Below are 26,493 nucleotides of genomic sequence, written 5' to 3'. Positions count from 1 at the left end.
TTCGTCTTCGCGCCCAAACCTTGAAAGAAAGCGCGGCAGGCTGACGAGACTGATCTCCCCCCTTGAGGGGGAGATGCCCGGCAGGGCAGAGGGGGGTGGCTACGTTGCCGTATCATCCCGATAAAACCGCCCGAGCAGGATCGGCGTCAGGTACATCGGGATCTGGTAGCAGCCGATGAAGAGCAGCAGCGGGTCGGTCACCGCCGCCGGCAGGGCTGCGATGAAGAGCGCGATGTTGCGGTTGCCGGCGACGATGCCGAGCGGGGCGGCGAGGTGGCGGCGGCCGGTCGCGCGCAGGGCGGTGGCGGCGGCGACCTGAAGGCCGAAATTCGCCGCGAAGACGACGGCGAGCGCGAGCGCAAGTGCGGCCGGGTCGTTGAAGACCGCCGGGCCCACCGCAGACATCAGACCGATCACCACAACGCCCATCAGGACGGCCGACGCGCCATTGATCGCGACCAGCGTTTCGGGCGCGGGATCGCGCAGGATTGTGGCGCGGAGGGCGAAGCCGAGGCCGGTCGCGGCGAGGATCAATGCGAGAAGCCGGGCGGCGGCGGCGAATACGTCCGACAGATTGCCGAGATCGGGCGTCAGCCAGAAGACGGGGATGACGGTCAGGGGCAGGAGCGCCGTGCCGATGACGAGCTGGCGCAGCGCCGGGGCGGGGTCGTTGCCGGTCATCAGGGTGATGTTGGGGCTGCCGGAGATCGGCGAGGCGGCAAGCATCAGGATGATGGCGGTGGCGAAGACGCCGCTCCAGCCGAAGGCCATGAAGACCATGACGGCGACCAGCGGGAACACGACCTGATAGAGCCCGGCGATGCCGACCGCCGCACCGAAGTCGCGCGCGGCACCGAAGGCCGCGCGGGGGCCGATGCGAAGGGCCGCGACGAACAGCATGGCAGCGACGAGTTCGGGTATCCACGGCCGCATTGCGAAGGCGAGGCCGGGCAGGGCGATGCCGGCGACGAGGCCGGCGATGAGGATCGCCCGGCCGTGCCGCGCGGCGAACCGCAGCAGGATCATGCCGCCGGTGTGACGCCGCGAACCGGTCGAACCTGGTCGGGAAGCCAGGTCGCAAGCTCGGGGAAGGCGACAAGCAGCAGAATCATGGCGAACATGATCAGGAACATCGGGAAGGCCGCGCGCGCGATGTAGCTCATCGGATGCCCGGTCATGCCCTGAAGCACGAAGAGGTTGAAGCCGATGGGCGGCGTGATCTGCGCCATCTCGACCACCACGACGATGAAGATGCCGAACCAGATCAGGTCGATGCCGGCCTGGCGCACCATCGGCTCGACGATGGCGATCGTCAGCACCACGATCGAGATGCCGTCGAGGAAGCAGCCGAGTATGATGTAGAACACCATCAGCACCATGATGAGCTGGAACTGGGTGAGTTCCATCGATCCGATGAAGGCGGCGAGGCCGCGCGGCAGGCCGGTGAAGCCCATGGCGAGCGTCAGGAAGGCGGCGCCGGCGAGGATCAGCGCGATCATCGCGGAGGTGCGCGTTGCGCCCATCAGGCTTTCCACGAAGACGGACCAGGTGAGCGAGCGCTGCGCGGCGGCAAGCACCAGCGCGCCCACGACGCCGATGGCGGCGGCCTCTGTGGCCGTGGCGATGCCGGTATACATCGAACCGATGACGAGCAGGATCAGCAGCAAAACTGGAACGAGGAAGCGCGAGCGCTTCACCTTCTCCATGAAGCTGATCTTGGGCTCGGGGACGGGCGTGTAGGTCTTCGAAATCTGCGAGACGCCGACGACGTAGAGCATGAAAAGGCCGGCGAGGACGAGGCCCGGGATGATGCCGGCGATGAAGAGCGAGGTGATCGACTCGTTGATCGAGACGCCGTAGACGATGAGCGTCAGCGAGGGCGGGATCATCAGGCCGAGCGTGGCGGCGCCGGCGAGCGTGCCGATCACCATGCGCTCGGGATATTGCCGCTTGCGCAGCTCGGGAATTGTCATCTTGCCGACGGTGGTGAGCGTGGCGGCAGATGAGCCGGACACCGCGGCGAAGACGGCGCAGCCGGCGATGTTGGTGTGCATCAGTCCGCCGGGCAGGCGCGCCATCCACGGCGCGAGGCCCTTGAACATGTCTTCCGACAGGCGGGTGCGGAAGAGGATTTCGCCCATCCAGATGAACATCGGCAGGGCGGTCAGCGTCCAGGACGAGGCGGAGCGCCAGACGGCGGTCATCATCGCATCGCCGGTCGGGCGCATGGTGAACATCTCCATGCCGACATAGGCGACGCCGAGCAGCGCGAGGCCGATCCAGACGCCCGAGCCGAGCAGGAGGAAGAGGACGAAAAGGAAGATGCCGATCGCGTAAAAGGGTTCCATCGGCCTATTCCGCCCGGCTCTGTTCTTCGAGGTCTGGGCGAATGTTGTCCCGGCCGGTCAGAAGAAGGGTGATGAGATTGTCGACGAAGCAGACGGCGAGGATGATCGCGCCGACCGCAACGGGGGTCTGGACGATCCAGAGCGGGGTGGCGTCCTGCGCCTGGCTGATATCCCCGAGCTTCCAGGACCAGTAGACGGCCTTGCACGCATACCAGGCGAGGAAAATGCCCGCCGCCGAGGCGACGAGCAGGCACCAGAGTTCCCCCCAGAACCGTCGTTCGCCGAGGATGTTCAAGAGCAGTCCGACGCGGATGTGCGCGCCTCGGTTCAGCGTGTGGGCGAAGGCGAGGAAGGATGCGGCGGCCATCAGATAGCCGGCATATTCGGCCGGGCCGTGCACCGTGATGCCCAGCCAGCGCGCCGCGACCTGCACCATGATCACGACCAGGATCGCGACGAGGCATAGAGCGGCGAGGAAGCCGGCACCGTCATAGATCGCATCGAGCGACCGGCGTATCACGCGCCCCGCGCCATTCATGTCCTGCTCCGCTTTGCCGGAAAAAGAGAAGGACCCGGCGTGGCGCCGGGTCCTCGTTCGGTTGGGCGCTTATTCGGCGCGGTAGGTTTCGACGATGGTCGCCCCGGCATCACCGGCGCTTTCCACCCATTCGGTCGTCATCGTCTCGCCGAAGGCTGCGAGCTCGGCGCGCAGTTCGTCCGACGGCTCGGCAACGGTCATGCCGTTCTCCTCGAGCGTCTTCAGATAGCCGGCCGTCAGTTCCTCGGCCTTGGCGTTGCCGGCCTCGCCGGCTTCGCTCGCGCAGGTCATGAGCGCGTTGCGGCTTTCCTCATCCAGCGCCTCGACGGCATCCTTGTTGGCGAACACGACATTGCGCGGCAGCCATGCCTGCACGTCGTAGAAGTGTGTCAGGTTTTCCCAGGCCTTGGAATCGACGCCGGTCGAGCCGGACGACACGAAGCTTTCGACGACGCCGGTCGACAGGGCCTGGCTGAGTTCTGCCGCCTCGATCTGCACCGGCGCCATGCCGGCGAGTTCGGCGATGCGGGCGGTGGCCGCGTTGTAGGCGCGGAACTTGACGCCCTGAAGGTCGGCTGCCGAATTGATTTCCTTCTTGGCGTAGAGGCCCTGGGGCGGCCAGGCGACGGCGTAGAGGTAGACGAGGTTCTGCTCGTCGAGGACCTTGGTCATTTCCTCGGTGGCCGCGTCCCACAGCTTGTGGGAATCGTCGAAGGAGGTGGCGAGGAAGGGAATGGAATCGACGCCGAAGAGCGGGTTCTCGTTGGCGTGCGCGGAAATGAGGCGTTCGCCGATCGGCGCCTGGCCGGTCTGGATCGCACGCTTGATGTCGTTGCCGGCGAAGAGCGCGCCGTTCGGATGGGTGACGATCTCGAGCTCGCCGCCGGTGGCATCGGTCACGCATTGCGCGAAGACGGCAGCGTTCTCGGAATGGAAATTCGTCGCCGGATAGGCGAGCGGCATGTCCCATTTTTCGGCGAATGCGGCGCTCGATGCCATCGAGACGATGGCCGTCGAGGCCAGCACGGATGCAATTTTCTTCATTTTCGACCCTCTTCCTGTTGCCCTTGGGGCTGTTCTTCTGACGAGAAACTTCAAGCTTCAATCAAAGCGCGCGGGCGCGTAGGGCGCAAGGTCAATATTCGGCTTGGCGCCAGAAATAAGCTGCGCCAGCAAACGGCCCGTCTTCGGGCCGCCCGTGAGGCCGACATGGTGATGGCCGAAACCGAGCCACGCACCGGCAATCTTCGGCGCCGGACCGATGACGGGAATCGAATCCGAAGGGGCGGGGCGGTGGCCCATCCATTCTTTCGTGTCCTTCCACGTCAGGTCGCGAATCGCCGCGCGGATGTTGCGCATCAGGAGATCGAAGGGCGCGCGCGAGGGCGGGGCGTCGAGACCGCCGAACTCGACGATGCCGGCGAGGCGCAAGCGGCTCTCCATCGGCGTGACGACGAATTTCGCCGCCGCGATCATCGCTGGCGAGCGCGGCATGGCGCTCGGCTCCCACAATTCCAGATGATAGCCGCGCTCGCTTTCGAGCGGCACGTTGACGCCGAGTTTCGCGGCGAGCGCCTTCGACCAGACGCCGGTCGTCACGACGACACCGGCACAGGGGATCGTCTGCCCGCCGGCGCGCAGGCCGGTGACGCGGCCGTTCTCGATGACGAAATCATCGACATTTGCCGTGATGATCTTTGCGCCGTTCGCCTCGGCATGGGCGGCGAGGTCCTTCACGTATCGGCCGGGATCGGCGATGCGGCCATGGTCCTTCAGGCGGATGCCGAAGCCGTTGGCGGGCGAGAAGACCGGGTCGTAGGCGCGCAGAGCCGGGCCTTCCAGCTCATCCCACTCAAAACCGTGGTCGCGGCGGATCGACCAGCCGAAGGCGTCGGCGGAAAAGGCTGCGCGGTCGCGGTAGAGGAACACATAGTCGGACGGGACCAGCCACTTCGCGGCGTCGGTGCCGGCGGAAAGCGCCTGGTGATCGGCGAGGCTGTCGCCGATGATCGGGTGCAGGGCGGCGGCGATGCGGCGGGCCTCGTCGGCGGTGGCGTGGGAGAGATAGCGGCGCAGCCAGGGTGCAAGGCGCGGCAGATAGGACCATTTGAGGAAAAGCGGCTGGTCAGGACTGAAGAGCATCCCCGGCGCCTTCTTCAAGAGGCCGGGAACGGTGACCGGTACGATGGCGGCCGAGGCCAGCACGCCGCCATTGCCGTAGCTGGTGCCTTCACCCGGCCCGGCGCGGTCGACGAGGATGACGTGATGGCCGGCGCGCTGCAGCCAGATGGCGGTCGATACGCCGACGATGCCCGCGCCGACGATCGCGATCGGCTTTTCGTTCGAGGATTTTTCCATGTGCGGATAGCGACCCAAGCCTTCCTTCGGGTCAAGCCGTCTGGCGACATTTCCACCGGCGTGGCAAAGGAAAGGCATCGAATGGAGACGTGACATGCAAGCGACGGGCGGCAAGGCGATCTACGGGGCGGCGGTGGGGATATTGATGCTGGAGGCCCGGTTTCCGCGGATCGTCGGCGACATGGGCAATGCACTCTCATGGCCGTTTCCGGTGCACTACAAGATCGTGCGCGGCGCTTCGCCGGACCGGGTGGTGCGGCGGAACGCGGAAGGGCTGCTCGACGACTTCATCGCGGCGGCGCGCGAACTCGTCGCGGACGGGGTCGACGGGATCACCACCAATTGCGGGTTCCTGTCGCTGTTCCAGGAGGAACTGGCGGATGCGGTCGGCGTGCCGGTCGCGACGTCGTCGCTGATGCAGGTGGCGCAGGTCAACCGGCTTTTGCCGAAGGGCCGACGCGCGGGCATCCTGACGATCTCGAGTTCGACGCTGACGCCGCTGCATCTGGAAAAGGCCGGCGTGCCGGCCGGAACGCCGGTCGGTTCGACCGAGGGCGGGCGGGAGTTCACCCGGGCGATCCTCGGCAACGAGATGGTACTCGACGTGGAGGCGGCGCGGGCCGACAATGTGGCGGCCGCCAGGGCGCTTCAAGCGGACAATCCGGACCTCGGCGCGATCGTGCTCGAATGCACGAACATGGTGCCCTATGCGGCCGACATTCGCGCGGCGACGGGTCTGCCGGTGTTCTCGATCGCCAGTTTCGTAACGTGGTTCCAGTCGGGGTTGGCGCCGCGAATCTACTGAAACGAAAAAGGCCGGGCATCGCGCCCGGCCTTTCCGATTTCGTGGCATGAGGGATCAGCCTTGAGGCTGCGGCTCCAGACCGCCGGGCTCCTCGCCGCCCTTCTTGTCTTCCTTGCGGCCGCCGGCCTTCGGCACGGTCGAGCCGCGCGTCGGCGGAGTGTCGTCGCCCATGTCGCGGGCCGGCTTCTCGCCCTTGATCAACTGGCGGATTTCATCGCCCGACAGCGTCTCGTATTCGAGCAGCCCTTCGGCGATGGCGAGCCAGCCGTCGCGATGGTCGGTCAGGATGCGGCGGGCCTCGGTATAGGCCTCGTCGATCAGGCGGCGCACTTCCGCGTCGATGATCTGCGAGGTTTCCTCGGAGATGTTCTGCTGGCGCGCGACGGAGTGGCCGAGGAAGACTTCTTCCTGGTTTTCGCCGTAGGCGACCTGGCCGAGCTTGTCGGAGAAGCCCCAGCGCGTGACCATCGCGCGGGCGAGCTTGGTCGCCTGGTCGATGTCGGAGGAGGCGCCGGAGGTGATGTTCTCCTTGCCGAACTTGATCTCCTCGGCGACGCGGCCGCCCATCATGATGATGAGCCGCGAGACCATGTATTTGTAGCTCATGGAGTAGCGGTCGCCCTCGGGCAACTGCATGACCATGCCGAGTGCGCGGCCGCGCGGGATGATCGTCGCCTTGTGGAGCGGATCGGAGGAGGGGACGTGCAGCGCGGTGATGGCGTGGCCGGCCTCGTGATAGGCGGTCAGCTCCTTCTCGGCCTGCGTCATGGCGTTGGAGCGGCGCTCCGCGCCCATCATGATCTTGTCCTTGGCGTCCTCGAACTCCTGCATGGTCACGAGGCGCTTGTTGCGCCGCGCGGCCATCAGCGCCGCCTCATTGACGAGGTTAGCGAGATCGGCGCCCGAAAAGCCGGGAGTGCCGCGTGCGAGGACCTTGAGGTCGACATTGGGCGCAAGCGGCACGTTGCGGACGTGGACCTTGAGGATCTTCTCGCGGCCGGAGACATCCGGGTTGGGCACGACGACCTGACGGTCGAAGCGGCCGGGACGCAGGAGCGCGGGATCGAGAACGTCGGGGCGGTTGGTCGCGGCGATCAGGATGACGCCTTCATTGGCCTCGAAGCCATCCATCTCGACCAGAAGCTGGTTCAGCGTCTGCTCGCGCTCGTCATTGCCGCCGCCGAGGCCGGCGCCGCGATGACGTCCGACGGCGTCGATTTCGTCGATGAAGATGATGCAGGGCGCGTTCTTCTTGGCCTGCTCGAACATGTCGCGCACGCGGGATGCGCCGACGCCGACGAACATCTCGACGAAGTCGGAACCGGAAATCGTGAAGAAGGGCACGTTGGCTTCACCGGCCACGGCGCGCGCGGTGAGCGTCTTGCCGGTGCCGGGAGGGCCGACGAGCAGCACGCCGCGCGGAATCTTGCCGCCGAGACGCTGGAACTTCTGCGGATCGCGCAGGAACTCGACGATCTCTTCGAGGTCCTGCTTGGCCTCGTCGACGCCGGCGACGTCGGCGAAGGTGACGCGGCCATGCGCCTCGGTCAAAAGCTTGGCCTTGGACTTGCCGAAGCCCATCGCCCGGCCGGAGCCGGACTGCATCTGGCGCATGAAGAAGATCCAGACGCCGAGGATGAGGATCATCGGCAGCCAGGACAGGAGATAGCCGAAGATCGAGTTCGAGCCGTCGGCCTCGGGGCGGGCATTGATCGTCACGCCGCGCTCTTCGAGGCGCTGGACGAGATTGGCCTCGTTTGGCGCGTAGGTCTGGAAGCCTTGCGATGAGTCGCCATAGGTGCCGGTGATGCGGTTGCCGGTGATGGTCACCGACTGGACGCGGCCGTTATCGACTTCCTGGATGAATTCCGAATAGGGCACCTCGCGCGCGGCGCCGCGCTGCTGGGGCGCCTGGAACAGATTGAAAAGCGCGATCAAAAGGACGGCGATCACCGCCCAGAGCGCGAGGTTGCGATAATTCGGATTCATCGTCCATCCCGTTCATGCCCGCAGGTCGCGGGCAAAGTGCCAAGCCAAGAGCTTCGCGCTAACATAGGAAGCTCACGAACCCTTGCCAAGCGTCGCTCGCGAGCGAGGTTAAGGTCGGCGGAAAATGTGGTCGCGCCAAGGCGATGGCGGCAGAGCCGGGGGGCCGAAGAGGCGGCGAAGGGCTGAAGCCGGGGCAAGGTCGAAAGAGGGCAGGAAAAGGCGCCAGGGGGCGAGGACGGGGTACAGCGGCGACGGCGCGGCGGGGCCCCGAAACACTTCGCCTTGCCAGCAGGCCGGTTCGGCCATGAGTGCAGCCAGAACAAGGGCTTGGCTGGCGCCGGGCGGAACGGCGGTGTCCATTTCGCGGGCGGCGGCACCCGTGATGGCGATCGTTTGGGGATCGGCGATCGGCGTGATGACGCGAAATCGGCCGTCCCAGATCGCGCCGATGCCGGGCCGGCCGGGCGCGGGAAGGTCACGATGTTCGCGGTGGAGCCAGATGGCACCGTGGCGCTTGTCGACGACCGCGCGCGACAATGTGGCGCGTGCCTTTCGCTCTCCAAGCGCGGCGACAAGGCGTTCCGAGCGGGCTGCGTCGGGAAGGTGCTCGGCGCCACCCGTGACGGCGAGCATGAGGCGCAGCGCCGTGAGGCCGCCTTCATGCCCGAGGAGCTGAGGGTCGACGCGGATGAGGCCCGGCGAGGGACGGGTGACGTGCGCGGCGATGAGTTCGGCTGCGCGGGTGCTGTCGGCAAGACGCGCGCTTTGATCAGGCGTGTTGTTGGGTCGGTGCTGGCGGGTGCGGACGCGTTCATAGGTTTGGTCACGGTTGGTCGGATCGTCGATCCAGCCGAGGCCGACGGCCCGGAGATGATCGCGCAGGACTTCGCGGGACGTGCCCAGGAGCGGGCGCACGAACCATGTGCGGTCGGCGTAGAGGAAGGCAGGCGCCATGCCGGCGTCGCCGCGGCGGTTTTCGCCTGCCGACCCCCGTGCGTGGCGCATCGCAACCGTTTCGGACTGGTCGTCGGCGGTGTGGCCGAGGAGGACGATATCGGCGCCGGCCTTTTGTGCTGCCTCGTCCAGGAGCCGATAGCGGGCGAGGCGGGCTGCGGCCTGGATGCCGGTCGCGGGCTTTTCGCCCTGCCAGCGCAGGGTGACGTGGTCGACCCCGATCTTTGCGCAGAGCTGCGCGACCAATTGGGCTTCGCCGGCTGAGGCTGCGCGCAGGCCATGGTCGATGGTCGCTGCCACGATGCGAACCGCGGGCGCGTGGCGGTCTGCGAAGGATTTGAAGAGGTGGAGAAGGGCGGTGGAATCGCTGCCGCCGGAAATGGTGATCAGGACCGTGTGCCGGTCGTCCAGATCGAGGGGCGCGAAAAGCGCGTCCGGGTCAAGCGGCATGAAGGCCGGCCGGTCAGCAGGAGGTGAGCTGTTTTTCCTGCTCGACGCGCTCTTTCAGCGCCTCGGACATCTGCGGATAGCGCTGGCCGACCTCGTTGAATGTGGCGCAGGCGACTTCGCGCTGGTTGAGCGCTGCGAGCGAGACGCCGAGCTTGAACAGCATTTCGGGCGCGCGGCGCGACTGCGGGTGGTCGCGGCTGGCGGCGAGGAACGTCTCGGCCGCGTCGCGGTATTTTTCCTGTCCGAGCAGGGCTTCGCCGAGCCAGAACTGGGCGTCGGGGATCTGCTCGTTCTCGGGATAGCGCGCAATCATGTCGCGAAAGCCGGCTTCCGCCGTCGCGTAGTCGCCCGACAGGATGAACTCGTAGGAATTTCGGTAGAGCTGGCCGGCGTCGCCTGCGGCAGGCAGCGCCGCGACGGTGGTGCCGTCGGAGGGCGCTCCGGCGATGCCCGGCTGCGGGGCGACGGGCTGGGCGACGCCCGCGCCGACCGGATTGCCCTGTGCGTCGAAGGTGATCGAGCCCAGTTCGCGTGGCGGCGCGCCGAGATTCTCACTCGAACCGCCGGCGACCGGCGGCTGGATCGTGCCGTGGGATTCGGCGTCCGCCGTGTCGGTGGTCGCGGGCGGTGTCAGGGCATTGTTGCCCTGATCGTTGGACGAAGCGCCGCTCGACCCCGAACTGCCGCCGGACGATCCGCCGCCTTCGAGTTCCTGAAAGCGGAACTCGTTGTCTTCCTGCATGCGCCGCAACTGGTCCTGCATCTGGAGGACCTGGAAGTTCAGTTCCTCGACGAGGCCGTTCAACTGGCGAAGTTGATCTTCCATGGCAAGGACGCGCTGGTCCGACGTCTGGGCCATCGCCGGGGCGGCGAACAGAAGCGGCAGGGCGAGCGCACCGCTCAGTAGTGTTGCAAATTTCATCATGCCTCTCGCTTGACGATGACGGTGAAGGGGCGCGACCGGGCGCCGCGTCCGCAATTCGCTTCTACCAGCGCGCCGGAGTTCGGCCAAATTTTGTTTTCGGCCGCAATAAGAAAGGCGGCCCGGGGGCCGCCTTGAATTGTTTCATGGCAGTGTTGCCGAAAAGGATCAGCTTCCGGCGCCGTCCAGCAGGGTGACCGCGCGGCGGTTCTGCGACCAGCAGGAGATGTTGTCGCAAACGGCGACCGGACGTTCCTTGCCGTAGGAGATCGTACGCACGCGGTTGGCGGCGACGCCCTGGCTGACGAGGTAGTCGCGGGTGGCGGCCGCGCGGCGGGCCGAAAGCGCGAGGTTGTATTCGCGCGTTCCGCGTTCGTCGGCATGGCCTTCGACGGTGATGCCGTAATTGCCGTACTGGTTCAGCCACTGCGCCTGGCGGGCGAGCGTCTGCTGGGCGTCGGCGCGGATGACGGTCGAATCCGTATCGAAGAAGATGCGGTCGCCGACATTGACGGTGAAGTCCTGGCTCGAGCCGGGCGTCGCCGCGATGCCCGAACCGGCACCGCCGCTCAGGCCGAGGTCGGCCGCGTTGTTGGGGGTCTGCTTGCTGGCGCAACCTGCGAGCGCGAGGCCGGCAACGAATGCGACGATCAGGGGGCTACGGGTGATGGCTGCGATACGGCGCATGGCCGCCTCTCCTTCGCACTAGATGGGTTTCGTTGAACATCCAGTAACCACAATGGGGTTAACGGACCCTCAACAGGCAGGGTTACGAGTTCGTTTCGATGATCGCGTGGCGGGCGGCTTGCGGTGATTCGCCCGCGCTTTTGTCCGTGGCCGACGCTAGGGCCAATTGGGGCCAAAGCGCGGCGCATGTGTTGCGCGCGGGCCGCACTATTCCAGAAGCGGCGACCAGGCGGGGTCGGAGCCGAAGTTCGGCGTCGCGATGCGCTGTTCGTTGCGACCGGTCAGGTCGATCGAGTGCAGCGTCGGCCCGGCCGAACCGGAGGCCTCGCGGAAGAACATGATGACGCGGCCGTTCGGCGCCCAGGTCGGGCCTTCCTGCAGATGGCCGGTCGAGAGAATACGCTCGCCGGAGCCGTCGGTGCGCATGACTCCGATCTGGAACTGGCCGGCGCTCTGCTTGGTGAAGGCGATGAGATCGCCGCGCGGGGACCAGACGGGGGTCGAATAGGAGCCGTCGCCAAACGAGATGCGGGTCGGGTTCGAGCCGTCCGCGCCCATCGTGTAGATGTGCGGGCGGCCGCCGCGATCCGACGTGAAGGCGACCCGCGCGCCGTCCGGCGAATAGGTCGGCGAGGTGTCGATGGCGTTGGAATTGGTCAGACGCGTCGTCGTGCGCGAGCGCAAATCCATCATGTAGATGTTGGAATTTCCGTCTTCGCGCAGCAAGCTCATCACGATGCGCTGGCCGTCGGGCGAAAAGCGCGGCGCGAAGGTCATGCCGGGGAAGTTGCCGACGAGTTCGCGCTGGCCGGTCTCGATCTGCAGGAGATAGACCTGCGGCGTGCCGCCCTCATAGGACATGTAGGTGATTTCCTGACGCGTCGGCGAGAAACGCGGCGTCAGGACGATGGCGCCGCCATCGGTCAGCGTGCGCTGGTTGGCGCCGTCCTGGTCCATGATGGCGAGGCGCTTGACGCGCTGGTTCTTCGGCCCGGACTCGTCGACATAGACGATGCGGGTGTCGAAATAGCCACTCTCGCCGGTCAGGTTCTGGTAGATCGAATCCGAGATGATGTGGGCGATGCGGCGCCAGTTCTGGCGGTTGGCAAAATACTGTTCGCCGACGACCTGCTGTCCGGAAAACGTGTCCCACAAGCGGTATTCGGCGCGCAGGCGACCGTCGGCTTCCTGCGTGACGCGGCCGGTGACGAGGGCCTGCGCGTTGATGACGGTCCAGTCGTTGAAGCGCGGCGCGACGTCGGGATTGGAAATGCGCTCGATGAAGGCGCCCTTGGAAATCGGCGCGAACAGGCCCGAGCGGCGCAGATTGGCCTCGATGACGCCGGTGATCTCGGCGCCGACATTGTCGCTCGACAGGAAGTCGGTGACGGCAATCGGCATCGGCTCGACCACGCCCTGCGTGACGTCGATCTGGAGCTGCGCGCGGGCGGGCATGGTGGCGACGAGCGCGCCGCCGAGCGCGAGCGCGCCGATGGCCAGGCAGGTCTTGAGGAATGTCATCATCGGTTTCGCCTCATTGTCCGGTCTTCATGCCGGGTGGGGTCAGAACATCTGGCTCGGGTCGAAGTTGAACTGGACGTCGGCCCAGGCTTCATATTTGTCGGCCGGTGCATTGAAGGGGGCGCAGCGCATCACGGCGCGGCGGGCAGCGTCGGCCGCGGCACGCTCGGCCATGGACGAGCCGCCGCCGGATACGATTTCGGGATTGCCGTCGAGCGCACCCGAGGGGTCGAGCTTCAGGCGGATCGAAACGACCATGTTCTCGGCTTCGGCCGCGCCGACCGGCGGGTTCCAGCAGCGCGAGACCTGGCTGCGCAGCGAATCGATCTCGGACTGCGACAGCACGGCACCCGTCGTCTGGCGGCCGCCGAGCGAGGCCTGCTCGCTCGAGCGCTGGGCGCCGCCGCCCTGCGCCTGGTCGCGGTTGAGGAGCGCGGCGATCTCGTCCTCGTTGAACTGGCTTTCCTCGCTCGACTGCTGCGCCTGTTGGGGCTGCTGCGCGGGGCGTTCGGGCTCGCGCTGCGGCTCTGGACGCGTGGCCTGCTGCTGCTGTTGAGGACGGACCTGCGGGCGCGGCGCGCTCGTCGGCAACTGGACGAGTTCGCGTGGCTGTTCCTCGGCGATGGCCGGCTCTTCGGCGGGTTCCGGCGTCGCTTCCTCGACGGGTGCGGGTTCAGGCTCGGCTTCGGCTTCCTGCGGCGGAGGGGGCGGCGCAGGTTCGGGCTCGGGCGCCGGAGCTGGCTCCTGAACGGGCTCGGGCGCGGGCGGTTCCTCAGCCGGCGGGGGTGCGGATGCGGCATCGACCGGGCGATTGCCCGGCACGGTCGCGGAATTGGGCAGGTCGACCTGGTTGTTGCCGATGTTCTGCGCGTTATCGACCGGCGCTTCCTCGGTGGTCGGCTCGGGCGCCGGCGTCTCGGAAACCGGTGCGGTACGCTCGCCCTGGACGCTCTGCGAGATTTCGGCGAGCGGCACCATCTCGACCGGGAAGGATTCGAAGTTCGAGCTTTCGAGCGGGCGCGGCGAGGACAGGCTGACAAGGCCTGCCCCGATGAGCACCACATGCATGGCCACAGATGTTGTGAGGCCGGCCTTCATCGCTTTGCTCAGCTATCCTCGGGAAGGGTGACGAGGCCGACATTGCGATAGCCGGCGCCGTTGATGCGGCCGAGCACGCGCATGACCATGGCGTAGTTCGCCGCGCCGTCCGCGCGCACATAGATGCGCTCGTCATAGCCGGTGGTGGCGACGGCCTCGAGGGTCGGCACGATGTCGTCGATCGCGATCTCGGTCTCCTGCAGATAGACCTGGCCGTCGGCATTAACCGAGACAGTGATCGGGGTCGTTTCCGAATTCAGCGCGCCGGCGCGCGATTCGGGCAGGTCGATCGGCACGCCGACCGTCAACAGCGGGGCCGCGACCATGAAGATGATCAAAAGCACGAGCATGACGTCGACGAAGGGCGTGACGTTGATCTCGGAGACGAGCGCGTGGCGCTTGCCCCTGCGCCTGGAGCGTCCGCCGCCTGGCTGTCCGACTGCCATACCCATGGTAAAGCTCCCTTGCCGCGATCAGGCCGCTGCCGCGCGCGGCATGACCTTTTCATCGATCTGGCGCGAAAGAATGGCGGAGAACTCGTCCGAGAACCCTTCCATGCGACCGGCCAGCTTGCCGGCGTCGGCCGACAATTTGTTGTAGGCGATGACCGCGGGAATGGCGGCGAGAAGGCCGAGCGCCGTCGCCAGAAGCGCCTCGGCGATGCCCGGCGCGACGACGGCGAGATTGGTCGACTGCGAGCCGGCGATGGCCTGGAACGAGGTCATGATGCCGACGACGGTGCCGAACAGGCCGATGAACGGCGCGGCCGAGCCGATGGAGGCGAGGTAGCCGAGACGACCTTCGAGCCCTTCCATCTCGCGGGTGATGGCAAGGTCCATCGCCTTGTCGATGCGGGTCTGCAGGCCGATGGGCGACTTGGCGCCCTTCTCGAAGCTTTTCTTCCACTCGCGCATGGCGGCGACGAAGACCGCGCCCATGCCGGTGGTCTTGCGGTCGGCGAGGGTACGATAGAGCTCTTCCAGCGACTGGCCGGACCAGAACACCTGCTCGAAGCGGTTCAGCGACACGTCCATGCGCTTGTAGGCGATGATCTTGTCGATGATGATGGCCCAGGTCCAGACCGAGGCCGCGATCAGGCCCAGCATCACCAGCTTGACGACCCAGCCGGCCTGCCAGAACAGCGCCCAGATCGAATGATCGCCGCCCGGTGCGGCCAAAGTCACGGTTTCCATGGTCCCAACGTCCTCATCACGAGTCCGGACGGCTCTAAGCCGCCCTTCCTCCAGGTGCGCCTGTCAGTTGTCATCGATTGCGTGCCGGCCTCGACCCCACGGCACCATGATCGGCCTTGTTCAAGCCAAATTTGGTGAAAGGAAGGCGCAAGACGTTATCGACGATTTTCATCGCCTTGTTCATGCGCCGTTAGGGTTAAGGAAGCGTTTAGAAGGGGTTCGATCTCAGTCGGGATCGATACCTTGCGGCATGAAGGCGGTCAGCCATTCCTTGGGAAAACGGCGCGGCTTTCCGCCTTCCGAAATGATCGCCGCCTCGACGCGCGCGGTGACCAGCACGTCCTCACCGCGCTTCAGTTCCTGCGCCATGTAGATGCGCGCGCCGGAGATCTTTTCGGTGCGGGTGTCGATGGTCAGGATGTCGTCGATCTTTGCCGAGGCGCGAAAGTCGATCTCCATGCGCTTGACGACCCAGACGAGTCTTTCGCCATGCTTGCCGTCGGCAAGCTCGGTGTGGTGGACGCCGGCCAGGCGCAGGAAGTCCGAGCGGCCGCGCTCGAAGAATTCGAGATAGCGCGCGTGGTAGACGACGCCGGAGAAATCCGTGTCGGCGTAGTAGACGCGGGCGTGGATGCGGTGGCCGAAGGGGGTGAGCTCGCCGGCGAGGGTCGTGGGGTCACTGGACATGCGTCGCCACCAAGGCACCCCCCTCTGGCCTGCCGGCCATTGATCTCCCCCCTTGAGGGGGAGATGGCCGGCAGGCCAGAGGGGGGTGATTACAATGCTCAACACTTATTCGTCCTCGAACAGGCTCGTCTGCCGCACCGCCAGATCGCGCGGCGCTTCCAGCCCGAGATGGCGCCAGGCGTTGGCCGTCAGCATGCGCCCGCGCGGGGTGCGCTGGATGAAGCCCTGCTGGATCAGATAGGGCTCGATGATGTCCTCGATCGCGTCGCGCGGCTCCGAAAGGCCGGCGGCGATGGTCTCGATGCCGACGGGGCCGCCGCCGAAATTGGTCGCGATCATGGAGAGATAACGCCGGTCGAGATTGTCGAGGCCGAGCGCGTCCACCTCGAGGCGTGTCAGCGCGGCATCGGCGACCTTGCGGTCGACGATCTCGGCGCCGGCGACGGAGGCGAAATCGCGCACGCGGCGCAGGAGCCGACCGGCGATCCGCGGGGTGCCGCGAGCACGGCGGGCGATTTCGACGGCACCGTCGCCGCTCATCGGCAGGGACAGGATGCGCGCGCCGCGGCTGACGATCTTCTCCAGTTCCTCGACGGTGTAGAAATCGAGGCGGACGGGGATGCCGAAGCGGTCGCGCAGCGGGTTCGTCAGGAGGCCAAGCCGGGTCGTCGCGGCGACCAGCGTGAAGCGGGCGAGGTCGATCTTGACCGAGCGGGCCGCGGGGCCTTCGCCGATGATCAGGTCGAGCTGGAAGTCCTCCATCGCCGGATAAAGGATTTCTTCGACCGCCGGGTTCAGGCGGTGAATCTCGTCGATGAAGAGGACGTCGCGGTCTTCGAGGTTGGTCAATAGCGCGGCGAGGTCGCCGGCCTTGGCGATCACCGGGCCGGAGGTCGAACGGAAGTTGACGCCCAGCTCGCGCGCCATGATCTGCGCCAGCGTCGTCTTGCCGAGACCGGGCGGGCCGACGAAAAGCACGTGGTCGAGCGCTTCGCCCCGGTTTTTCGCCGCCTCGATGAAGATCTTCAGGTTGGCGCGGGCGGCCGCCTGGCCGACGAAATCGTCGAGCGTTTGCGGGCGTAGCGTCGTGTCGACGTCCTCGCCGCGCTTTTCCGGCGTGATGAGGCGGGGGTCGGTGTTCACGATCTGGACGTTCCGGTCAGGAGTTGCATGGAGGAGAGCCGACGGGCGGCCTTTCTGTCAAACGTGACCGTCGAGCTGCAACCGTCATCGGCGTTCGCACGGGCGATGAGCGCGTCGACGAGATCGATTTTCTCCTCAACAGCCCGTGCCAGTGCTTCGGTGACGGCGTCCTCGCGTTCGATCAGGATGTCTTGGGCGCTTATCAGCGCGCCAATCAACGCGAAGACGCGATCCCAGCCGTAATTGTAGGTTCTCGTCAACGCCCAAATAAACTCGACGAAGACGATCATTGAGATATAGGCGGGGCTTTCAGCGGTCCGCTCGCCGAAAAAGCGCGAAGCCGTCGCGTGCTGGCTCGCATCGTCAGCAACATAAAGCCTCAGCAACACATTGGTGTCGACGCCGATCATTCGAGCCCACGCATGCCGCTTTCGGCTGCTGCCGCTGCGATGCCCATGTCAATCTCTTCCAATGTCTTGGGACCCGATGGGGGTGGTCCGAGAATGCCGATCAAATCCACGGCTCTCATGTTCTTGGCCTTCAGTTCCACCTTGCCGTCCTTAAGAGCGTAGACGATCCGGTCGCCAGGGTTGAGACCAAGATAGTCCCTAACCTCGGCCGGGATGGTCGTCTGGCCCTTAGATGTCAGCCGCGAATAATGACCCATGACCCGAACTCCTGGTTCCTTACTTTGTAAAGGTAGTAAGGAAATCGGAATAAAGCAAGGAACTCACCGCGCCAGTTCCTTCAATCCCAGCCGGATCAGCTTCGACGAATCGGCATCTTCGCCGGCCGTCTTCAGCGCGACGGCGATGGCGTTGGCGGCGATGTCGCGGGAGTAGCCGAGATTGACGAGCGCGGAGACGGCATCGGCGATCGGGGCGGGGGCGACGCCTTCGCCGAGTTCCTGCTTGAGGCCGATCGTGCCGGTTGCCTCGCCCGCATAGGCCGGGGCCTTGGTGCGCAGTTCGGTGACGATGCGCTCGGCGACTTTCTTGCCGACGCCGGGTGCGCGGGCGACCATGGTGATGTCGCGCAGCGCGATGGCGTTGGCGAGTTCGGATGGGGTGAGGGTGGAGAGGACCGCGAGCGCGACCTTGGCTCCGACGCCCTGGACGTTGTTTTGCAGCAGACGAAACCACTCGCGCTCGAGCTGCGACTTGAAGCCGTAGAGCCGGATCATGTCCTCGCGGACATAGGTTTCGATGAAAAGCGCGACCGCTTCGCCGGCGCTGATGCCGGCCAGCGTGCGCGTAGAGCAGTAGGCGACGTAGCCGACGCCGTGGACGTCGACGATGCAGTGATCCTCGGCGATCTCGTCGACGGTGCCCTTCAGCTTTCCGATCATGTCGTTACCCCGCCGCCGCAGCGGCCAATGCGAGCCTGCCGGTCACGCTCTGGCGGTGGTGGGCGTGGCAGATGGCGATGGCGATGGCATCGGCGGCGTCGTCCGTGTCGAAAGTCGCACGCGGCATCAGCACCTTCACCATCATGTGGATCTGCTTCTTGTCGCCATGGCCGACGCCGATGACCGACTTCTTGACCGCGTTCGGCGCGTATTCGGCAACGCGCAGGCCGCTGCGGGCGGGGACCAGCATGGCGATGCCGCGGGCCTGGCCGAGCTTCAGGGTCGCGGTCGCGTCCTTGTTGACGAAGGTCTGCTCGACCGCCGCCTCGACGGGCATATGCGCGTGGATGATCGCTTCCAGCCCGTCATGCAACTGGCACAGCCGCGAGGCGAGGTCCATGTCGGCATCCGAGCGGATGGTGCCCGAGCCGACGAAGCGCAGCGAATTGCCGATGGCGTCGATGACGCCCCAGCCGGTGCGGCGCAGGCCCGGATCGATGCCGATGATGCGAATCGTCTCTGCCATGAAGTCCCCGTCTTTCATGTCCGCTATGACATGAAAGCGTGAACAAAGCAGCAACGAATTTTTGGTCTAGCGCCCGAAAGCGGTCTTCAGCAGCGTGATCTGATCGGAGACGGGATTGACGGCGCGGCGCTCGAAGCTGTCGTCGGCGCCGTAAACCTCGCCGTCCATGCGGCGGACGAGCGACTGGAGGCGCAGCGACCGGTCGACGAGATCGCGGAAGGCGGCGGGGAGTTCGCCCCAGGAATGGTCGGTGTCGAAGGCCGAGGCGGTGTCGAGCCGGACCTTGGACTTTTCGGCGGCGACCTGGTCACGCGTCATCTCGCCGGAATTGGCGGCGCGCTGAAGCAGGAGCCAGGAGGCGATCTGCATCAGGCGCGTGGTCAGGCGCATGGATTCGGCCGCGTAGAGCGTGGCGGCGATGCGCGACAGCGATTTCGCCTCGAGACGGCCTTGCCCGTCGAGATATTCGGCGGCTTCCTCGACGAGGTGCATACCTTCGCCATAGAGCTTCTTGAAGGAGCCGGAGAAGACGCGGTGTTCCGCAAGATTGATCGTCGCGGCCTGGCCGCTGCCGACTTCCATTCTCATCAAACGCCCCGAAAATCCTGAATTTTTGCGCCCTGGTGCCGATAACGGCGCGGTGGAGCCTGAGGTTCCACACATTGCCGCCGGTCACAAGGACGACCATGCGCCTTGTCCACCGCGGGGGCAACCGGATGTTTAACAAAGGGTTAATGCGCTGCGTGCTGCCCGCCGGAAAGCCAAAAAAAAGAGCCACGGGAAGCGCGGCTCTCAGGAGTTTAACAGGGAGGCGTCAAACGAAGTGGTCCAACCACTCGGTAAGAATCCAGAAGACTGGATGGGGATAGTAATGAGCTATAAAGCTTAACGAAACGTAAATTTCGATGAAAATTCGGCGAAAACTGTGCCGTTTTGACCGATTTCATCAAAGCTGCCGGGCCATCTCCCGCAGACGGAACTTCTGGATCTTGCCGGTCGAGGTTTTCGGCACCTCGCCGAAGATCACCGTGCGGGGGCACTTGTAGCGCGCGATCAGGGTGCGGCAGTGCTCGATGATCTCGTCCTCGCTCGCGGTGCGACCGGGCTTTAGCTCGACATAGGCGACGGGCGTCTCGCCCCATTTCTCGTCCGCGCGGCCGACGACGCCGCAGGAAGCGACGGCGGGGTGCTTGTAGAGCGCGTCCTCGACCTCGATCGAGGAGATGTTCTCGCCGCCGGAGATGATGATGTCCTTGGAGCGGTCCTTCAACTGGATGTAGCCGTCGGGGTGCATGACACCGAGGTCGCCGGAATGAAACCAGCCGCCGGCGAAGGCCTCGTCGGTCGCCTTGGGGTTCTTCAGATAACCCTTCATGACGATGTTGCCGCGGAACATGACCTCCCCCAAAGTCGCGCCGTCGGCGGGCGTTTCCTGCATGGTCTCCGGGTCCATGACGGTCAGGCCTTCGAGCGCGGCGTAGCGAACGCCTTGCCGCGCCTTTTTGGTGGTGCGCGCGCCCTTGTCGAGTGCGTCCCACTCGCCCTTCCATTCGTTGACGGTCGCGGGTCCGTAGGTCTCGGTCAGGCCGTAGAGATGAACGACGGCGAAGCCGGCATCGGCCATGCCGGAAAGCACGGCCTCGGGCGGCGGGGCGGCGGCGGTGTTGAAGGTGACGGTCTGCGGGAAGTCGCGCTTGTCCTTGTCCTCGGCATTGATCAGCGTCGCCATGACGATCGGAGCGCCGCACAGATGCGTGACGCCATTGTCGGCGATCGCGTCATACATGGGTTTGGCGCGCACCCAGCGCAGGCAGACATGGGTGCCGATCTGCACCGCGAGCGTCCAGGGGAAGCACCAGCCATTGGCGTGGAACATCGGCAGCGTCCACAGATAGACGCAGTGCTTGTCCATCGCGGCGTGGATCGTATTCGCATAGCACATCAGCGCCGCACCGCGGTGGCTGTAGACGACGCCCTTGGGATTTCCAGTCGTGCCGGAGGTGTAGTTGAGCGAGATCGCGTCCCATTCGTCGTCGGGCATCGACCAGGCGAAATCCGGGTCGCCGGCGGCAAGGAGCGCCTCGTAGTCCTCGGCGCCGATGCGCTCGCCCTTCGGATAGGGGGCGTCGTCGGAGTATTCGGGGTCATCATAGTCGACGACGAGCGGTTTGACGGAGGAAAGCGCGAGGGCTTCGGCGACGACCTTCGAATGCTCGCGGTCGACGATGAGAACCTTCGTCTCGGCGTGGTCGAGCTGGAAGGCGATGGCGGCGGCGTCGAGGCGGGTGTTGAGCGAATGGAGCACGGCCTTGACCATCGGCACGCCGTAATGGGCCTCGAGCATCGGCGGGGTGTTCGACAGCATGACCGTTACCGTGTCGCCCTTGCCGATGCCGCGCGTGGCCAGCGCCGAGGCGAGGCGCAGCGCGCGTTCCCAGAACGTCTTGTAGGTGGTGCGCGTCTTGCCGTGGACGATGGCGACGTGGTCGGGGAAGACCTTCGCCGCGCGCTCCAGGAAGGTGAGCGGCGTCAGGGGCTGATGATTGGCCGAATTCTTGCCGAGATGCTGCTCGTAGATGGTCATGCTGGTCGTTTCCTCCCGAAATCGGATGCCGAGAAAAGCGCCCCGGCCTCTATCCGTCAAGGAGGGCCGAAAGCCCGTCCCAGATGAGTTTGAGCGCCACGATGAAGACCATGGCGTACATGAACGGATAGAAGACCTCCGCGCGCATGCGCCGGACGATCCATGCGCCGGCGATGGTCGCGAGCGGGGCGATGGGCATCAGCACCGCCGATGCCGTCAGGTTCGCGACGTCGAACTGGCCGAGCGCGAAATAGGGCACGAGCTTCACCGCGTTGACGATGGCGAAGAAGATGACGCTGGTGCCGACATAGATGCGCGGCGCCTGGCCGAGTGCCAGTGCATAGACCTGGTAAGGCGGGCCACCGGCATGGGCGACGAAGGAGGTGAAGCCGCTGACCGTGCCCCAAAAGGTGCCGCGCGCGACCGAGTGACTGGCGCGGTGTTCGGAGCCGGCCATGCGGGTGGCGAACCAGCGCAGGAAGAAGGCGAGCGCGACGACGCCGACGATGAGACGCACCATCGCCTCGGTGACGATGGCCGCCGTCAGCCAGCCGATGGCGATGCCGAGAAGCGCGCCCGGCAGCATGATGCGCAGGGTCGCCATGTCGCGATTGCCGCGCCACAGCCACAGCGAGACGATGTCCATCAGGATCAGGATCGGCAGCAGGATCGCGGCGGCCTGGACGGGCGGCACGACCAGCGCCATCAGCGGCACGCCGATGAGCGCGGCTGCGCCGCCGAGCCCGCCCTTCGACAGGCCGACGAGCAGGACGGATGGAATGGCGGCGGCGTAGAACCAGGGATCGGTCAGCAAGGCGCGGGGTCTTCGTGGCTTCTGGTCAAGTCGTGTCGCATGGCTTATGCCGCAATCACAACAAGATCGCGCGCCAAATCGGCGTCCACGCCTGAGAGAGTGCAATGCCAGACGCCGTTCCCAATCGCTGCCGCCTCGTCCTGATCGCGCCCTCTTCGGGCGATGTAGATGCCGCCATCATTTCGGCCATTGCCGGCGGCGACGTCGCTTCGGTCATGCTTCCGCGCGGCGCGCGTTCGGAGCAGGACTACCTCGCCTTCGTCGAAGGCGTGACGCCGGCGATTCAGGACAAGGGCGTCGCCGTCATCGTCGAGGGCGATGCGCGGGTCGCCATGCGGGCCAAGGCGGACGGGCTGCATTTCGAAGGCTCGAAGGCCGACCTCGCCGACATGATCGAGCGCCACGGCAGCAAGATCATGGTCGGCACCGGCGGCGTGAAGACACGCGACGACGCGCTGGAATTCGGCGAGACGCAGCCCGACTACATGTTCTTCGGCCGGTTCGGCTACGATACCAAGCCGGAGGCGCATCCGCGCAACCTTTCGCTCGGCGAGTGGTGGGGCGAGATGGTCGCGGTGCCCTGTATCGTGATGGCTGGCTCGTCCGACGAGAGCGTAGCGGTCGTGGCCGAGACTGGCGTCGATTTCGTCGCCGTCGAGCAGGCGGTGTTCGCCCATGACGATCCCGCCGCGCGGGTCGCAGCGCTGAATGCGCTTCTGGACGAAAGGGCGCCGCGTCTCGATGAGGAATGATCGGCTCTTCGCGCTTTTGATCATCGTCGCGCTGGCGACGCCTGCGCTCGCCCAGGATGGCGGGCAGGTGACCGGGCCGCAGGCGTCCGAAGTCGCGCCAAGCCGGTTCGGCGGGCGCGAGCCGGACCAGGCCTATGGCGCCTATCAGCGCGGGCTCTACATTACTGCGCTCAAGCTCGCCCTGCCGCGCGCCGAGGCCGGCGACAAGGCGGCGCAGACGCTGGTCGCCGAAATCTATGCGCGCGGGCTGGGCGTTCGCCGCGACGGCGAGCAGGCCGCCAGATGGTATGAGGCGGCGGCGGAGCAGGGCGTGCCCGAAGCGCAGTTCCAGACCGCCCTGATGCTGATCGACGGCGAATTCCTGCCGCGCGACCGCACGCGCGCCAATGATCTGATGAAGGCCGCGGCCGATGCCGGCAATCCGATGGCGCAGTTCAATTTCGGCCAGCTCCTGATCAACGAAGCCGGCAACGAAGCGGATGAGCGCGAGGCGCTGGTCTATTTCGAGCGCGCGGCGCGCGCCGGCCTCGCCGATGCGCAATACGCGTTTGCGCTGATGCTGACGCAGGGCGAAGAGCCCGATTTCGATGCCGCGCGCGGCTGGCTCGTCCGGGCCGCGCAGCAGAATTTCGACACCGCGCAGGTCGAACTCGGCTCCTGGCTCGTCGAAGGCGTCGGCGGCGCGCGCGACATGGAGACGGGCTTCGGCTGGATCGAACTTGCGGCCAGAGGCGGCAACGTCGCGGCGCGCAACCGGCTGGCCAAGCTCTACTGGGCAGGGATGGGCGTCGAGGGCGATCCGATCGCGGCGGCGGCATGGTACATGCTGGCCAAGCGCGAAGGTCTGGTCGATCCGGTGATGGAGGATCACCTCGCCGGCCTCACCGAGGCGGAGCTCGAACAGGCCGGCGCCCGCATGGCCGATATCGAGCGGGGAAGTTCTGGCCCGGCGGCCCTGCAGGAGCCGCAGGACGGCGAAGCTGCTGCCGATCCCGACGCGCAGAACGGCGAGGAAGATCAGCCTTAGCCTTGCCTGACGGACCGTTTTATGGTCTTGGAGGCCGCAATTGCGGCCGCGCGCCCATTTCCCCATCTTGCGAAAGACGATCATGGCGAAGATCAACGGCAATGAAATCCGTCCCGGCAATGTCATCGAACACGATGGCGGGCTGTGGGTCGCGGTCAAGACCAATGCGGTGAAGCCCGGCAAGGGCGGCGCCTACAACCAGGTCGAGCTCAAGAACCTCATCAACGGCACCAAGCTCAACGAGCGCTTCCGCGCCGCCGAGACGGTCGAGAAGGTCCGCCTCGAGCAGAAGGACTTCTCCTATCTCTACGAGCAGGGCGAAGCGCTGGTGTTCATGGATGACGAAAGCTACGAGCAGCTCGAACTTCTCAAGGACTTCGTCGGCGAGCGCGCGGCCTTCCTGCAGGACGGCATGAAGGTGACGGTCGAGCTCTACGAAGACAAGCCGATCGGCATTTCGCTGCCCGATTATGTGACGCTGACCATTGCCGAGGCCGATCCGGTCGTCAAAGGCCAGACGGCAGCGTCTTCCTACAAGCCTGCGGTGATGGAAAACGGCGTCCGCGTCATGGTCCCGCCCTTCATCTCGTCGGGCGAGAAGATCGTCGTCGATACGAATGAGATCACCTACGTGCGCCGCGCCGATTAGGCTGCACCGCTATTTCGGCCGGGACGGCCTGCAAATGGCTGCTCGCTGCGCTTCCGGTGCTCACGTACTGATGTACGCTCCGCTCCGGTTCTCGCGATCAGCCATTTTCGCCTCGCCCCGCCCAAAATCCCGGCGCACCCGGCTCGCGCCCAACTTTGGAATTTTCTGATGGCACGCTCTGCACTTCTCAACGTGATGGTCCAGGCCGCGATGAAGGCCGGGCGGTCGCTGTCGCGCGATTTCGGCGAGGTGCAGAATTTGCAGGTCTCGCTCAAGGGGCCGGGCGACTATGTCAGCCAGGCCGATCGCAAGGCCGAAGAGATCATCCACGCCGAACTGTCGCGCGCGCGGCCGGGCTATTCCTTCCTGATGGAGGAACGCGGCGCGATCGAGGGCGATGACGGCCAGCACACCTGGATCGTCGATCCGCTCGACGGCACCACCAACTTCCTGCACGGCATCCCGCTCTTCGCCGTCTCGATCGCGCTCGAGCGTCAGGGCCAAGTCGTCGCCGGCGTGGTCTACAACCCGGCGATGGACGAGCTCTACACCGCAGAGCGCGGCGGCGGTGCGTTCATGAACGACCGGCGGCTGCGCGTCGCGGCGCGGTCCAAGCTCTCCGACGCGGTGATCGCCACCGGCATTCCGCATCTTGGGCGCGGCCATCACGGCAAGGCGCTGGTCGACCTGCGCAATGTGATGGGCGAAGTCGCTGGCATCCGCCGCATGGGCGCCGCCTCGCTCGACCTCGCCTATGTCGCTGCCGGCCGCGTCGACGGCTATTGGGAAGACTGGCTGTCGGCCTGGGACATGGCGGCGGGCATGCTGATCGTGCGCGAGGCGGGCGGCTTCACCTCCGACCGCACCGGCGGACAGGACGTGCTTTCGGGCGGCTCGATCGTCGCCGGCAACGAACTGATCCACAAGGCGCTGCTGAAAACTCTCGCGAAGCCCGTCTAGGCTCGTATCGAGGGTCGTCCCCCGCATTCGGCGGTTCGCGTTCTTTCAATTTCGCCATGATTGCGTTTACAGTCGTGAACGATTGAAATGCGGCACGAATCCGGGGCGCAAGGCATGGCCTTTTTCAGAACCCTGGGTGCGGACAGCGCGGCCGAGGACGCGGATTACGATCCGCGTGGCCTGTCCAGCCCCCAGGTCTTCCTCTTTTCGATGATCATCTTCCTGGCGATCGTCGGCTTCATCGCCGCCATCCTCTATCGCCAGATATCGTCGGCCTTCCAGACCAATCCGGGCCTTAACGGCCTCATTCTCGGCGTGCTCCTGATCGGCATCCTGCTCGCCTTCGGCCAGGTCATCCGGCTGTTCCGCGAGGTCAAATGGGTGAACTCGTTCCGCGCCGGATCGGCCGAGACCGAGCCGGTGCTGCTGGCGCCGATGAAGACGCTGCTCGGCCGCTCGCAGACCATGGCGCTGTCGACGAATTCGCTGCGCTCGATCCTCGATTCGATCGCGACGCGCCTCGACGAAAGCCGCGACATCTCGCGCTATCTGATCGGGCTGCTCGTCTTCCTCGGCCTCCTCGGCACGTTCTGGGGCCTGCTCGGCACGATCGGCTCGATCGGCAGCACGATCCAGTCGCTCGATCCGGGCTCGGGCGATACCAACGACGTCCTGAATTCGCTCAAGGCAGGATTGTCTGCGCCGCTCGAAGGCATGGGCACGGCGTTTTCGTCCTCGCTGTTCGGCCTTTCGGGCTCGCTCGTGCTCGGTTTCCTCGACCTGCAGGCAGGCCGCGCGCAGAACCGGTTCTACATCGAGCTGGAAAACTGGCTCTCTTCTGTGACCGACCTCGGCTCCGACATGGCGGTCGCCGACCCGTCCCGGGCAGGCTCGGCCGAGGAGATCAAGGCGATGTCGGAGCGGCTTCGCACCATGCAGGAGCAGGGCGGCGGGTCGAGCCCGCGCGTCGCGGCCGCGATGGCCAACCTTGCCGACGGCATTTCGGGCCTCGTCAAGAACATGCGCTCCGAGCAACAGATGATGCGCGACTGGGTGGAAAGCCAGGCCGCCGAGCAGCGCGAACTGCGCGCCACGCTCGACCGCATCGCCGGCGCGCTCGAAAAGCAGGACAAGAGCTGA

Annotated in this window: 28 protein-coding genes; 6 read left to right on the top strand and 22 right to left on the bottom strand. The window is 65.8% G+C overall.

Annotated elements, in window-relative coordinates; translation table 11 throughout:
* Positions 1 to 99 precede the first annotated feature (99 nt).
* From ALII_RS0110260 to ALII_RS0110240, 5 genes are all read right to left on the bottom strand, one after another.
* On the bottom strand, positions 100 to 1,026 hold the full coding sequence (locus ALII_RS0110260; protein WP_024587234.1) for a hypothetical protein: 927 nt from the start codon (positions 1,024 to 1,026) through the stop codon (positions 100 to 102).
* Positions 1,023 to 2,348: a TRAP transporter large permease subunit gene (locus ALII_RS0110255; protein ID WP_024587233.1), complete on the bottom strand. Its 1,326-nt coding sequence runs from the start codon at positions 2,346 to 2,348 to the stop codon at positions 1,023 to 1,025. The genes ALII_RS0110260 and ALII_RS0110255 overlap by 4 nt, the downstream gene beginning before the upstream one ends.
* A 4-nt stretch (positions 2,349 to 2,352) precedes the next feature.
* Positions 2,353 to 2,886, bottom strand: coding sequence for a TRAP transporter small permease (locus ALII_RS0110250; protein ID WP_024587232.1), 534 nt, complete (start codon positions 2,884 to 2,886; stop codon positions 2,353 to 2,355).
* Between the two features lie 69 nt (positions 2,887 to 2,955).
* Positions 2,956 to 3,930, bottom strand: coding sequence for a TRAP transporter substrate-binding protein (locus ALII_RS0110245; protein WP_024587231.1), 975 nt, complete (start codon positions 3,928 to 3,930; stop codon positions 2,956 to 2,958).
* 57 nt (positions 3,931 to 3,987) lie between these two features.
* A complete protein-coding gene (locus ALII_RS0110240; RefSeq protein ID WP_244437399.1) occupies positions 3,988 to 5,262 on the bottom strand; it encodes an FAD-dependent oxidoreductase in 1,275 nt (424 codons plus the stop codon).
* A gap of 76 nt (positions 5,263 to 5,338) precedes the next feature.
* Between ALII_RS0110240 and ALII_RS0110235 the strand changes: the two genes are divergently transcribed.
* On the top strand, positions 5,339 to 6,049 hold the full coding sequence (locus ALII_RS0110235; RefSeq protein ID WP_024587229.1) for an aspartate/glutamate racemase family protein: 711 nt from the start codon (positions 5,339 to 5,341) through the stop codon (positions 6,047 to 6,049).
* A 54-nt stretch (positions 6,050 to 6,103) separates the two neighbouring features.
* Here ALII_RS0110235 and ftsH read toward each other — a convergent pair whose 3' ends face one another.
* The 17 genes from ftsH to ALII_RS0110145 all read right to left on the bottom strand — a co-directional run bounded on the left by ftsH (position 6,104) and on the right by ALII_RS0110145 (position 21,965).
* Positions 6,104 to 8,038 carry an ATP-dependent zinc metalloprotease FtsH gene (ftsH, locus tag ALII_RS0110230; protein ID WP_024587228.1) on the bottom strand — a complete coding sequence of 645 codons (1,935 nt, stop codon included), beginning with the start codon at positions 8,036 to 8,038 and terminating at the stop codon, positions 6,104 to 6,106.
* Between the two features lie 108 nt (positions 8,039 to 8,146).
* Positions 8,147 to 9,442, bottom strand: coding sequence for a tRNA lysidine(34) synthetase TilS (gene tilS / locus ALII_RS0110225; RefSeq protein WP_024587227.1), 1,296 nt, complete (start codon positions 9,440 to 9,442; stop codon positions 8,147 to 8,149).
* Between the two features lie 13 nt (positions 9,443 to 9,455).
* A complete protein-coding gene (gene ybgF, locus ALII_RS0110220) occupies positions 9,456 to 10,364 on the bottom strand; it encodes a tol-pal system protein YbgF (RefSeq protein ID WP_024587226.1) in 909 nt (302 codons plus the stop codon).
* 168 nt (positions 10,365 to 10,532) lie between these two features.
* Positions 10,533 to 11,051: a peptidoglycan-associated lipoprotein Pal gene (gene pal / locus ALII_RS0110215; RefSeq protein WP_024587225.1), complete on the bottom strand. Its 519-nt coding sequence runs from the start codon at positions 11,049 to 11,051 to the stop codon at positions 10,533 to 10,535.
* A 207-nt stretch (positions 11,052 to 11,258) separates the two neighbouring features.
* A complete protein-coding gene (gene tolB / locus ALII_RS0110210) occupies positions 11,259 to 12,575 on the bottom strand; it encodes a Tol-Pal system beta propeller repeat protein TolB (protein ID WP_024587224.1) in 1,317 nt (438 codons plus the stop codon).
* 39 nt (positions 12,576 to 12,614) lie between these two features.
* The gene (locus ALII_RS0110205) at positions 12,615 to 13,670 is read right to left on the bottom strand and encodes a hypothetical protein (RefSeq protein ID WP_024587223.1); all 1,056 of its coding nucleotides are present in this window, start codon (positions 13,668 to 13,670) and stop codon (positions 12,615 to 12,617) included.
* 8 nt (positions 13,671 to 13,678) lie between these two features.
* The gene (locus tag ALII_RS0110200; RefSeq protein ID WP_024587222.1) at positions 13,679 to 14,122 is read right to left on the bottom strand and encodes a biopolymer transporter ExbD; all 444 of its coding nucleotides are present in this window, start codon (positions 14,120 to 14,122) and stop codon (positions 13,679 to 13,681) included.
* 21 nt (positions 14,123 to 14,143) lie between these two features.
* Positions 14,144 to 14,863, bottom strand: a complete 720-nt coding sequence (gene tolQ, locus ALII_RS0110195) for a protein TolQ (RefSeq protein ID WP_024587221.1) — start codon at positions 14,861 to 14,863, stop codon at positions 14,144 to 14,146.
* A gap of 225 nt (positions 14,864 to 15,088) precedes the next feature.
* Positions 15,089 to 15,550: a tol-pal system-associated acyl-CoA thioesterase gene (gene ybgC / locus ALII_RS0110185; RefSeq protein WP_024587220.1), complete on the bottom strand. Its 462-nt coding sequence runs from the start codon at positions 15,548 to 15,550 to the stop codon at positions 15,089 to 15,091.
* A gap of 105 nt (positions 15,551 to 15,655) precedes the next feature.
* A complete protein-coding gene (gene ruvB, locus ALII_RS0110180; protein WP_024587219.1) occupies positions 15,656 to 16,693 on the bottom strand; it encodes a Holliday junction branch migration DNA helicase RuvB in 1,038 nt (345 codons plus the stop codon).
* Entirely contained in the window at positions 16,690 to 17,103 is a 414-nt protein-coding gene (locus tag ALII_RS0110175; protein ID WP_024587218.1) for a type II toxin-antitoxin system VapC family toxin, read from the bottom strand. Before ALII_RS0110175 ends, ruvB begins: the two co-directional genes overlap by 4 nt.
* Complete coding sequence (locus ALII_RS0110170) at positions 17,100 to 17,360, bottom strand: type II toxin-antitoxin system PrlF family antitoxin (RefSeq protein ID WP_024587217.1); 261 nt, start codon at positions 17,358 to 17,360, stop codon at positions 17,100 to 17,102. The genes ALII_RS0110175 and ALII_RS0110170 overlap by 4 nt, the downstream gene beginning before the upstream one ends.
* A gap of 63 nt (positions 17,361 to 17,423) precedes the next feature.
* Entirely contained in the window at positions 17,424 to 18,041 is a 618-nt protein-coding gene (gene ruvA / locus ALII_RS0110165) for a Holliday junction branch migration protein RuvA (protein ID WP_024587216.1), read from the bottom strand.
* Positions 18,042 to 18,045: 4 nt separating this feature from the next.
* On the bottom strand, positions 18,046 to 18,567 hold the full coding sequence (gene ruvC / locus ALII_RS0110160; RefSeq protein WP_024587215.1) for a crossover junction endodeoxyribonuclease RuvC: 522 nt from the start codon (positions 18,565 to 18,567) through the stop codon (positions 18,046 to 18,048).
* Positions 18,568 to 18,633: 66 nt separating this feature from the next.
* Positions 18,634 to 19,149, bottom strand: coding sequence for a DUF1465 family protein (locus ALII_RS0110155; protein ID WP_035449642.1), 516 nt, complete (start codon positions 19,147 to 19,149; stop codon positions 18,634 to 18,636).
* 364 nt (positions 19,150 to 19,513) lie between these two features.
* Positions 19,514 to 21,151 (bottom strand): acyl-CoA synthetase, encoded by a 1,638-nt coding sequence (locus ALII_RS0110150; protein ID WP_024587213.1) that lies wholly within the window; start codon positions 21,149 to 21,151, stop codon positions 19,514 to 19,516.
* A gap of 49 nt (positions 21,152 to 21,200) precedes the next feature.
* Positions 21,201 to 21,965, bottom strand: a complete 765-nt coding sequence (locus ALII_RS0110145; protein WP_024587212.1) for a sulfite exporter TauE/SafE family protein — start codon at positions 21,963 to 21,965, stop codon at positions 21,201 to 21,203.
* Positions 21,966 to 22,069: 104 nt separating this feature from the next.
* Here ALII_RS0110145 and ALII_RS0110140 point away from each other — a divergent pair, with 104 nt between their 5' ends.
* The 5 genes from ALII_RS0110140 (at position 22,070) to ALII_RS0110120 (ending at position 26,493) form a co-directional block, all read left to right on the top strand.
* The gene (locus ALII_RS0110140) at positions 22,070 to 22,717 is read left to right on the top strand and encodes a thiamine phosphate synthase (RefSeq protein ID WP_024587211.1); all 648 of its coding nucleotides are present in this window, start codon (positions 22,070 to 22,072) and stop codon (positions 22,715 to 22,717) included.
* Positions 22,707 to 23,744, top strand: a complete 1,038-nt coding sequence (locus ALII_RS0110135) for a tetratricopeptide repeat protein (RefSeq protein ID WP_081718961.1) — start codon at positions 22,707 to 22,709, stop codon at positions 23,742 to 23,744. The genes ALII_RS0110140 and ALII_RS0110135 overlap by 11 nt, the downstream gene beginning before the upstream one ends.
* A gap of 82 nt (positions 23,745 to 23,826) precedes the next feature.
* On the top strand, positions 23,827 to 24,393 hold the full coding sequence (efp, locus tag ALII_RS0110130; RefSeq protein ID WP_024587209.1) for an elongation factor P: 567 nt from the start codon (positions 23,827 to 23,829) through the stop codon (positions 24,391 to 24,393).
* A 168-nt stretch (positions 24,394 to 24,561) separates the two neighbouring features.
* Entirely contained in the window at positions 24,562 to 25,353 is a 792-nt protein-coding gene (locus tag ALII_RS0110125; protein ID WP_024587208.1) for an inositol monophosphatase family protein, read from the top strand.
* Between the two features lie 114 nt (positions 25,354 to 25,467).
* Entirely contained in the window at positions 25,468 to 26,493 is a 1,026-nt protein-coding gene (locus ALII_RS0110120) for a MotA/TolQ/ExbB proton channel family protein (RefSeq protein WP_024587207.1), read from the top strand.

The organism is Aliihoeflea sp. 2WW (genome assembly GCF_000497755.1).
GTDB lineage: Bacteria > Pseudomonadota > Alphaproteobacteria > Rhizobiales > Rhizobiaceae > Aliihoeflea.
The sequence above is the reverse complement of the archived record's forward strand: the minus strand, read 5'-3'. Positions and strand labels throughout refer to the sequence as shown.

Coding starts and splice junctions, on each gene's coding strand:
- ALII_RS0110205 (WP_024587223.1), bottom strand. CDS start 13,670: ATGAAGGCCGGCCTCACAACATCTGTGGCCATGCATGTGGTGCTCATC.
- ruvC (WP_024587215.1), bottom strand. CDS start 18,567: ATGGCAGAGACGATTCGCATCATCGGCATCGATCCGGGCCTGCGCCGC.
- ybgF (WP_024587226.1), bottom strand. CDS start 10,364: ATGAAATTTGCAACACTACTGAGCGGTGCGCTCGCCCTGCCGCTTCTG.
- ALII_RS0110155 (WP_035449642.1), bottom strand. CDS start 19,149: ATGGAAGTCGGCAGCGGCCAGGCCGCGACGATCAATCTTGCGGAACAC.
- efp (WP_024587209.1), top strand. CDS start 23,827: ATGGCGAAGATCAACGGCAATGAAATCCGTCCCGGCAATGTCATCGAA.
- ALII_RS0110135 (WP_081718961.1), top strand. CDS start 22,707: ATGAGGAATGATCGGCTCTTCGCGCTTTTGATCATCGTCGCGCTGGCG.
- ybgC (WP_024587220.1), bottom strand. CDS start 15,550: ATGTCCAGTGACCCCACGACCCTCGCCGGCGAGCTCACCCCCTTCGGC.
- ALII_RS0110260 (WP_024587234.1), bottom strand. CDS start 1,026: ATGATCCTGCTGCGGTTCGCCGCGCGGCACGGCCGGGCGATCCTCATC.
- tilS (WP_024587227.1), bottom strand. CDS start 9,442: ATGCCGCTTGACCCGGACGCGCTTTTCGCGCCCCTCGATCTGGACGAC.
- ALII_RS0110120 (WP_024587207.1), top strand. CDS start 25,468: ATGGCCTTTTTCAGAACCCTGGGTGCGGACAGCGCGGCCGAGGACGCG.
- ALII_RS0110140 (WP_024587211.1), top strand. CDS start 22,070: ATGCCAGACGCCGTTCCCAATCGCTGCCGCCTCGTCCTGATCGCGCCC.
- ALII_RS0110235 (WP_024587229.1), top strand. CDS start 5,339: ATGCAAGCGACGGGCGGCAAGGCGATCTACGGGGCGGCGGTGGGGATA.
- ALII_RS0110255 (WP_024587233.1), bottom strand. CDS start 2,348: ATGGAACCCTTTTACGCGATCGGCATCTTCCTTTTCGTCCTCTTCCTC.
- ftsH (WP_024587228.1), bottom strand. CDS start 8,038: ATGAATCCGAATTATCGCAACCTCGCGCTCTGGGCGGTGATCGCCGTC.
- ALII_RS0110200 (WP_024587222.1), bottom strand. CDS start 14,122: ATGGGTATGGCAGTCGGACAGCCAGGCGGCGGACGCTCCAGGCGCAGG.
- ALII_RS0110175 (WP_024587218.1), bottom strand. CDS start 17,103: ATGATCGGCGTCGACACCAATGTGTTGCTGAGGCTTTATGTTGCTGAC.
- ALII_RS0110150 (WP_024587213.1), bottom strand. CDS start 21,151: ATGACCATCTACGAGCAGCATCTCGGCAAGAATTCGGCCAATCATCAG.
- ALII_RS0110245 (WP_024587231.1), bottom strand. CDS start 3,930: ATGAAGAAAATTGCATCCGTGCTGGCCTCGACGGCCATCGTCTCGATG.
- tolB (WP_024587224.1), bottom strand. CDS start 12,575: ATGATGACATTCCTCAAGACCTGCCTGGCCATCGGCGCGCTCGCGCTC.
- ALII_RS0110125 (WP_024587208.1), top strand. CDS start 24,562: ATGGCACGCTCTGCACTTCTCAACGTGATGGTCCAGGCCGCGATGAAG.
- pal (WP_024587225.1), bottom strand. CDS start 11,051: ATGCGCCGTATCGCAGCCATCACCCGTAGCCCCCTGATCGTCGCATTC.
- ruvA (WP_024587216.1), bottom strand. CDS start 18,041: ATGATCGGAAAGCTGAAGGGCACCGTCGACGAGATCGCCGAGGATCAC.
- ALII_RS0110170 (WP_024587217.1), bottom strand. CDS start 17,360: ATGGGTCATTATTCGCGGCTGACATCTAAGGGCCAGACGACCATCCCG.
- ALII_RS0110250 (WP_024587232.1), bottom strand. CDS start 2,886: ATGAATGGCGCGGGGCGCGTGATACGCCGGTCGCTCGATGCGATCTAT.
- tolQ (WP_024587221.1), bottom strand. CDS start 14,863: ATGGAAACCGTGACTTTGGCCGCACCGGGCGGCGATCATTCGATCTGG.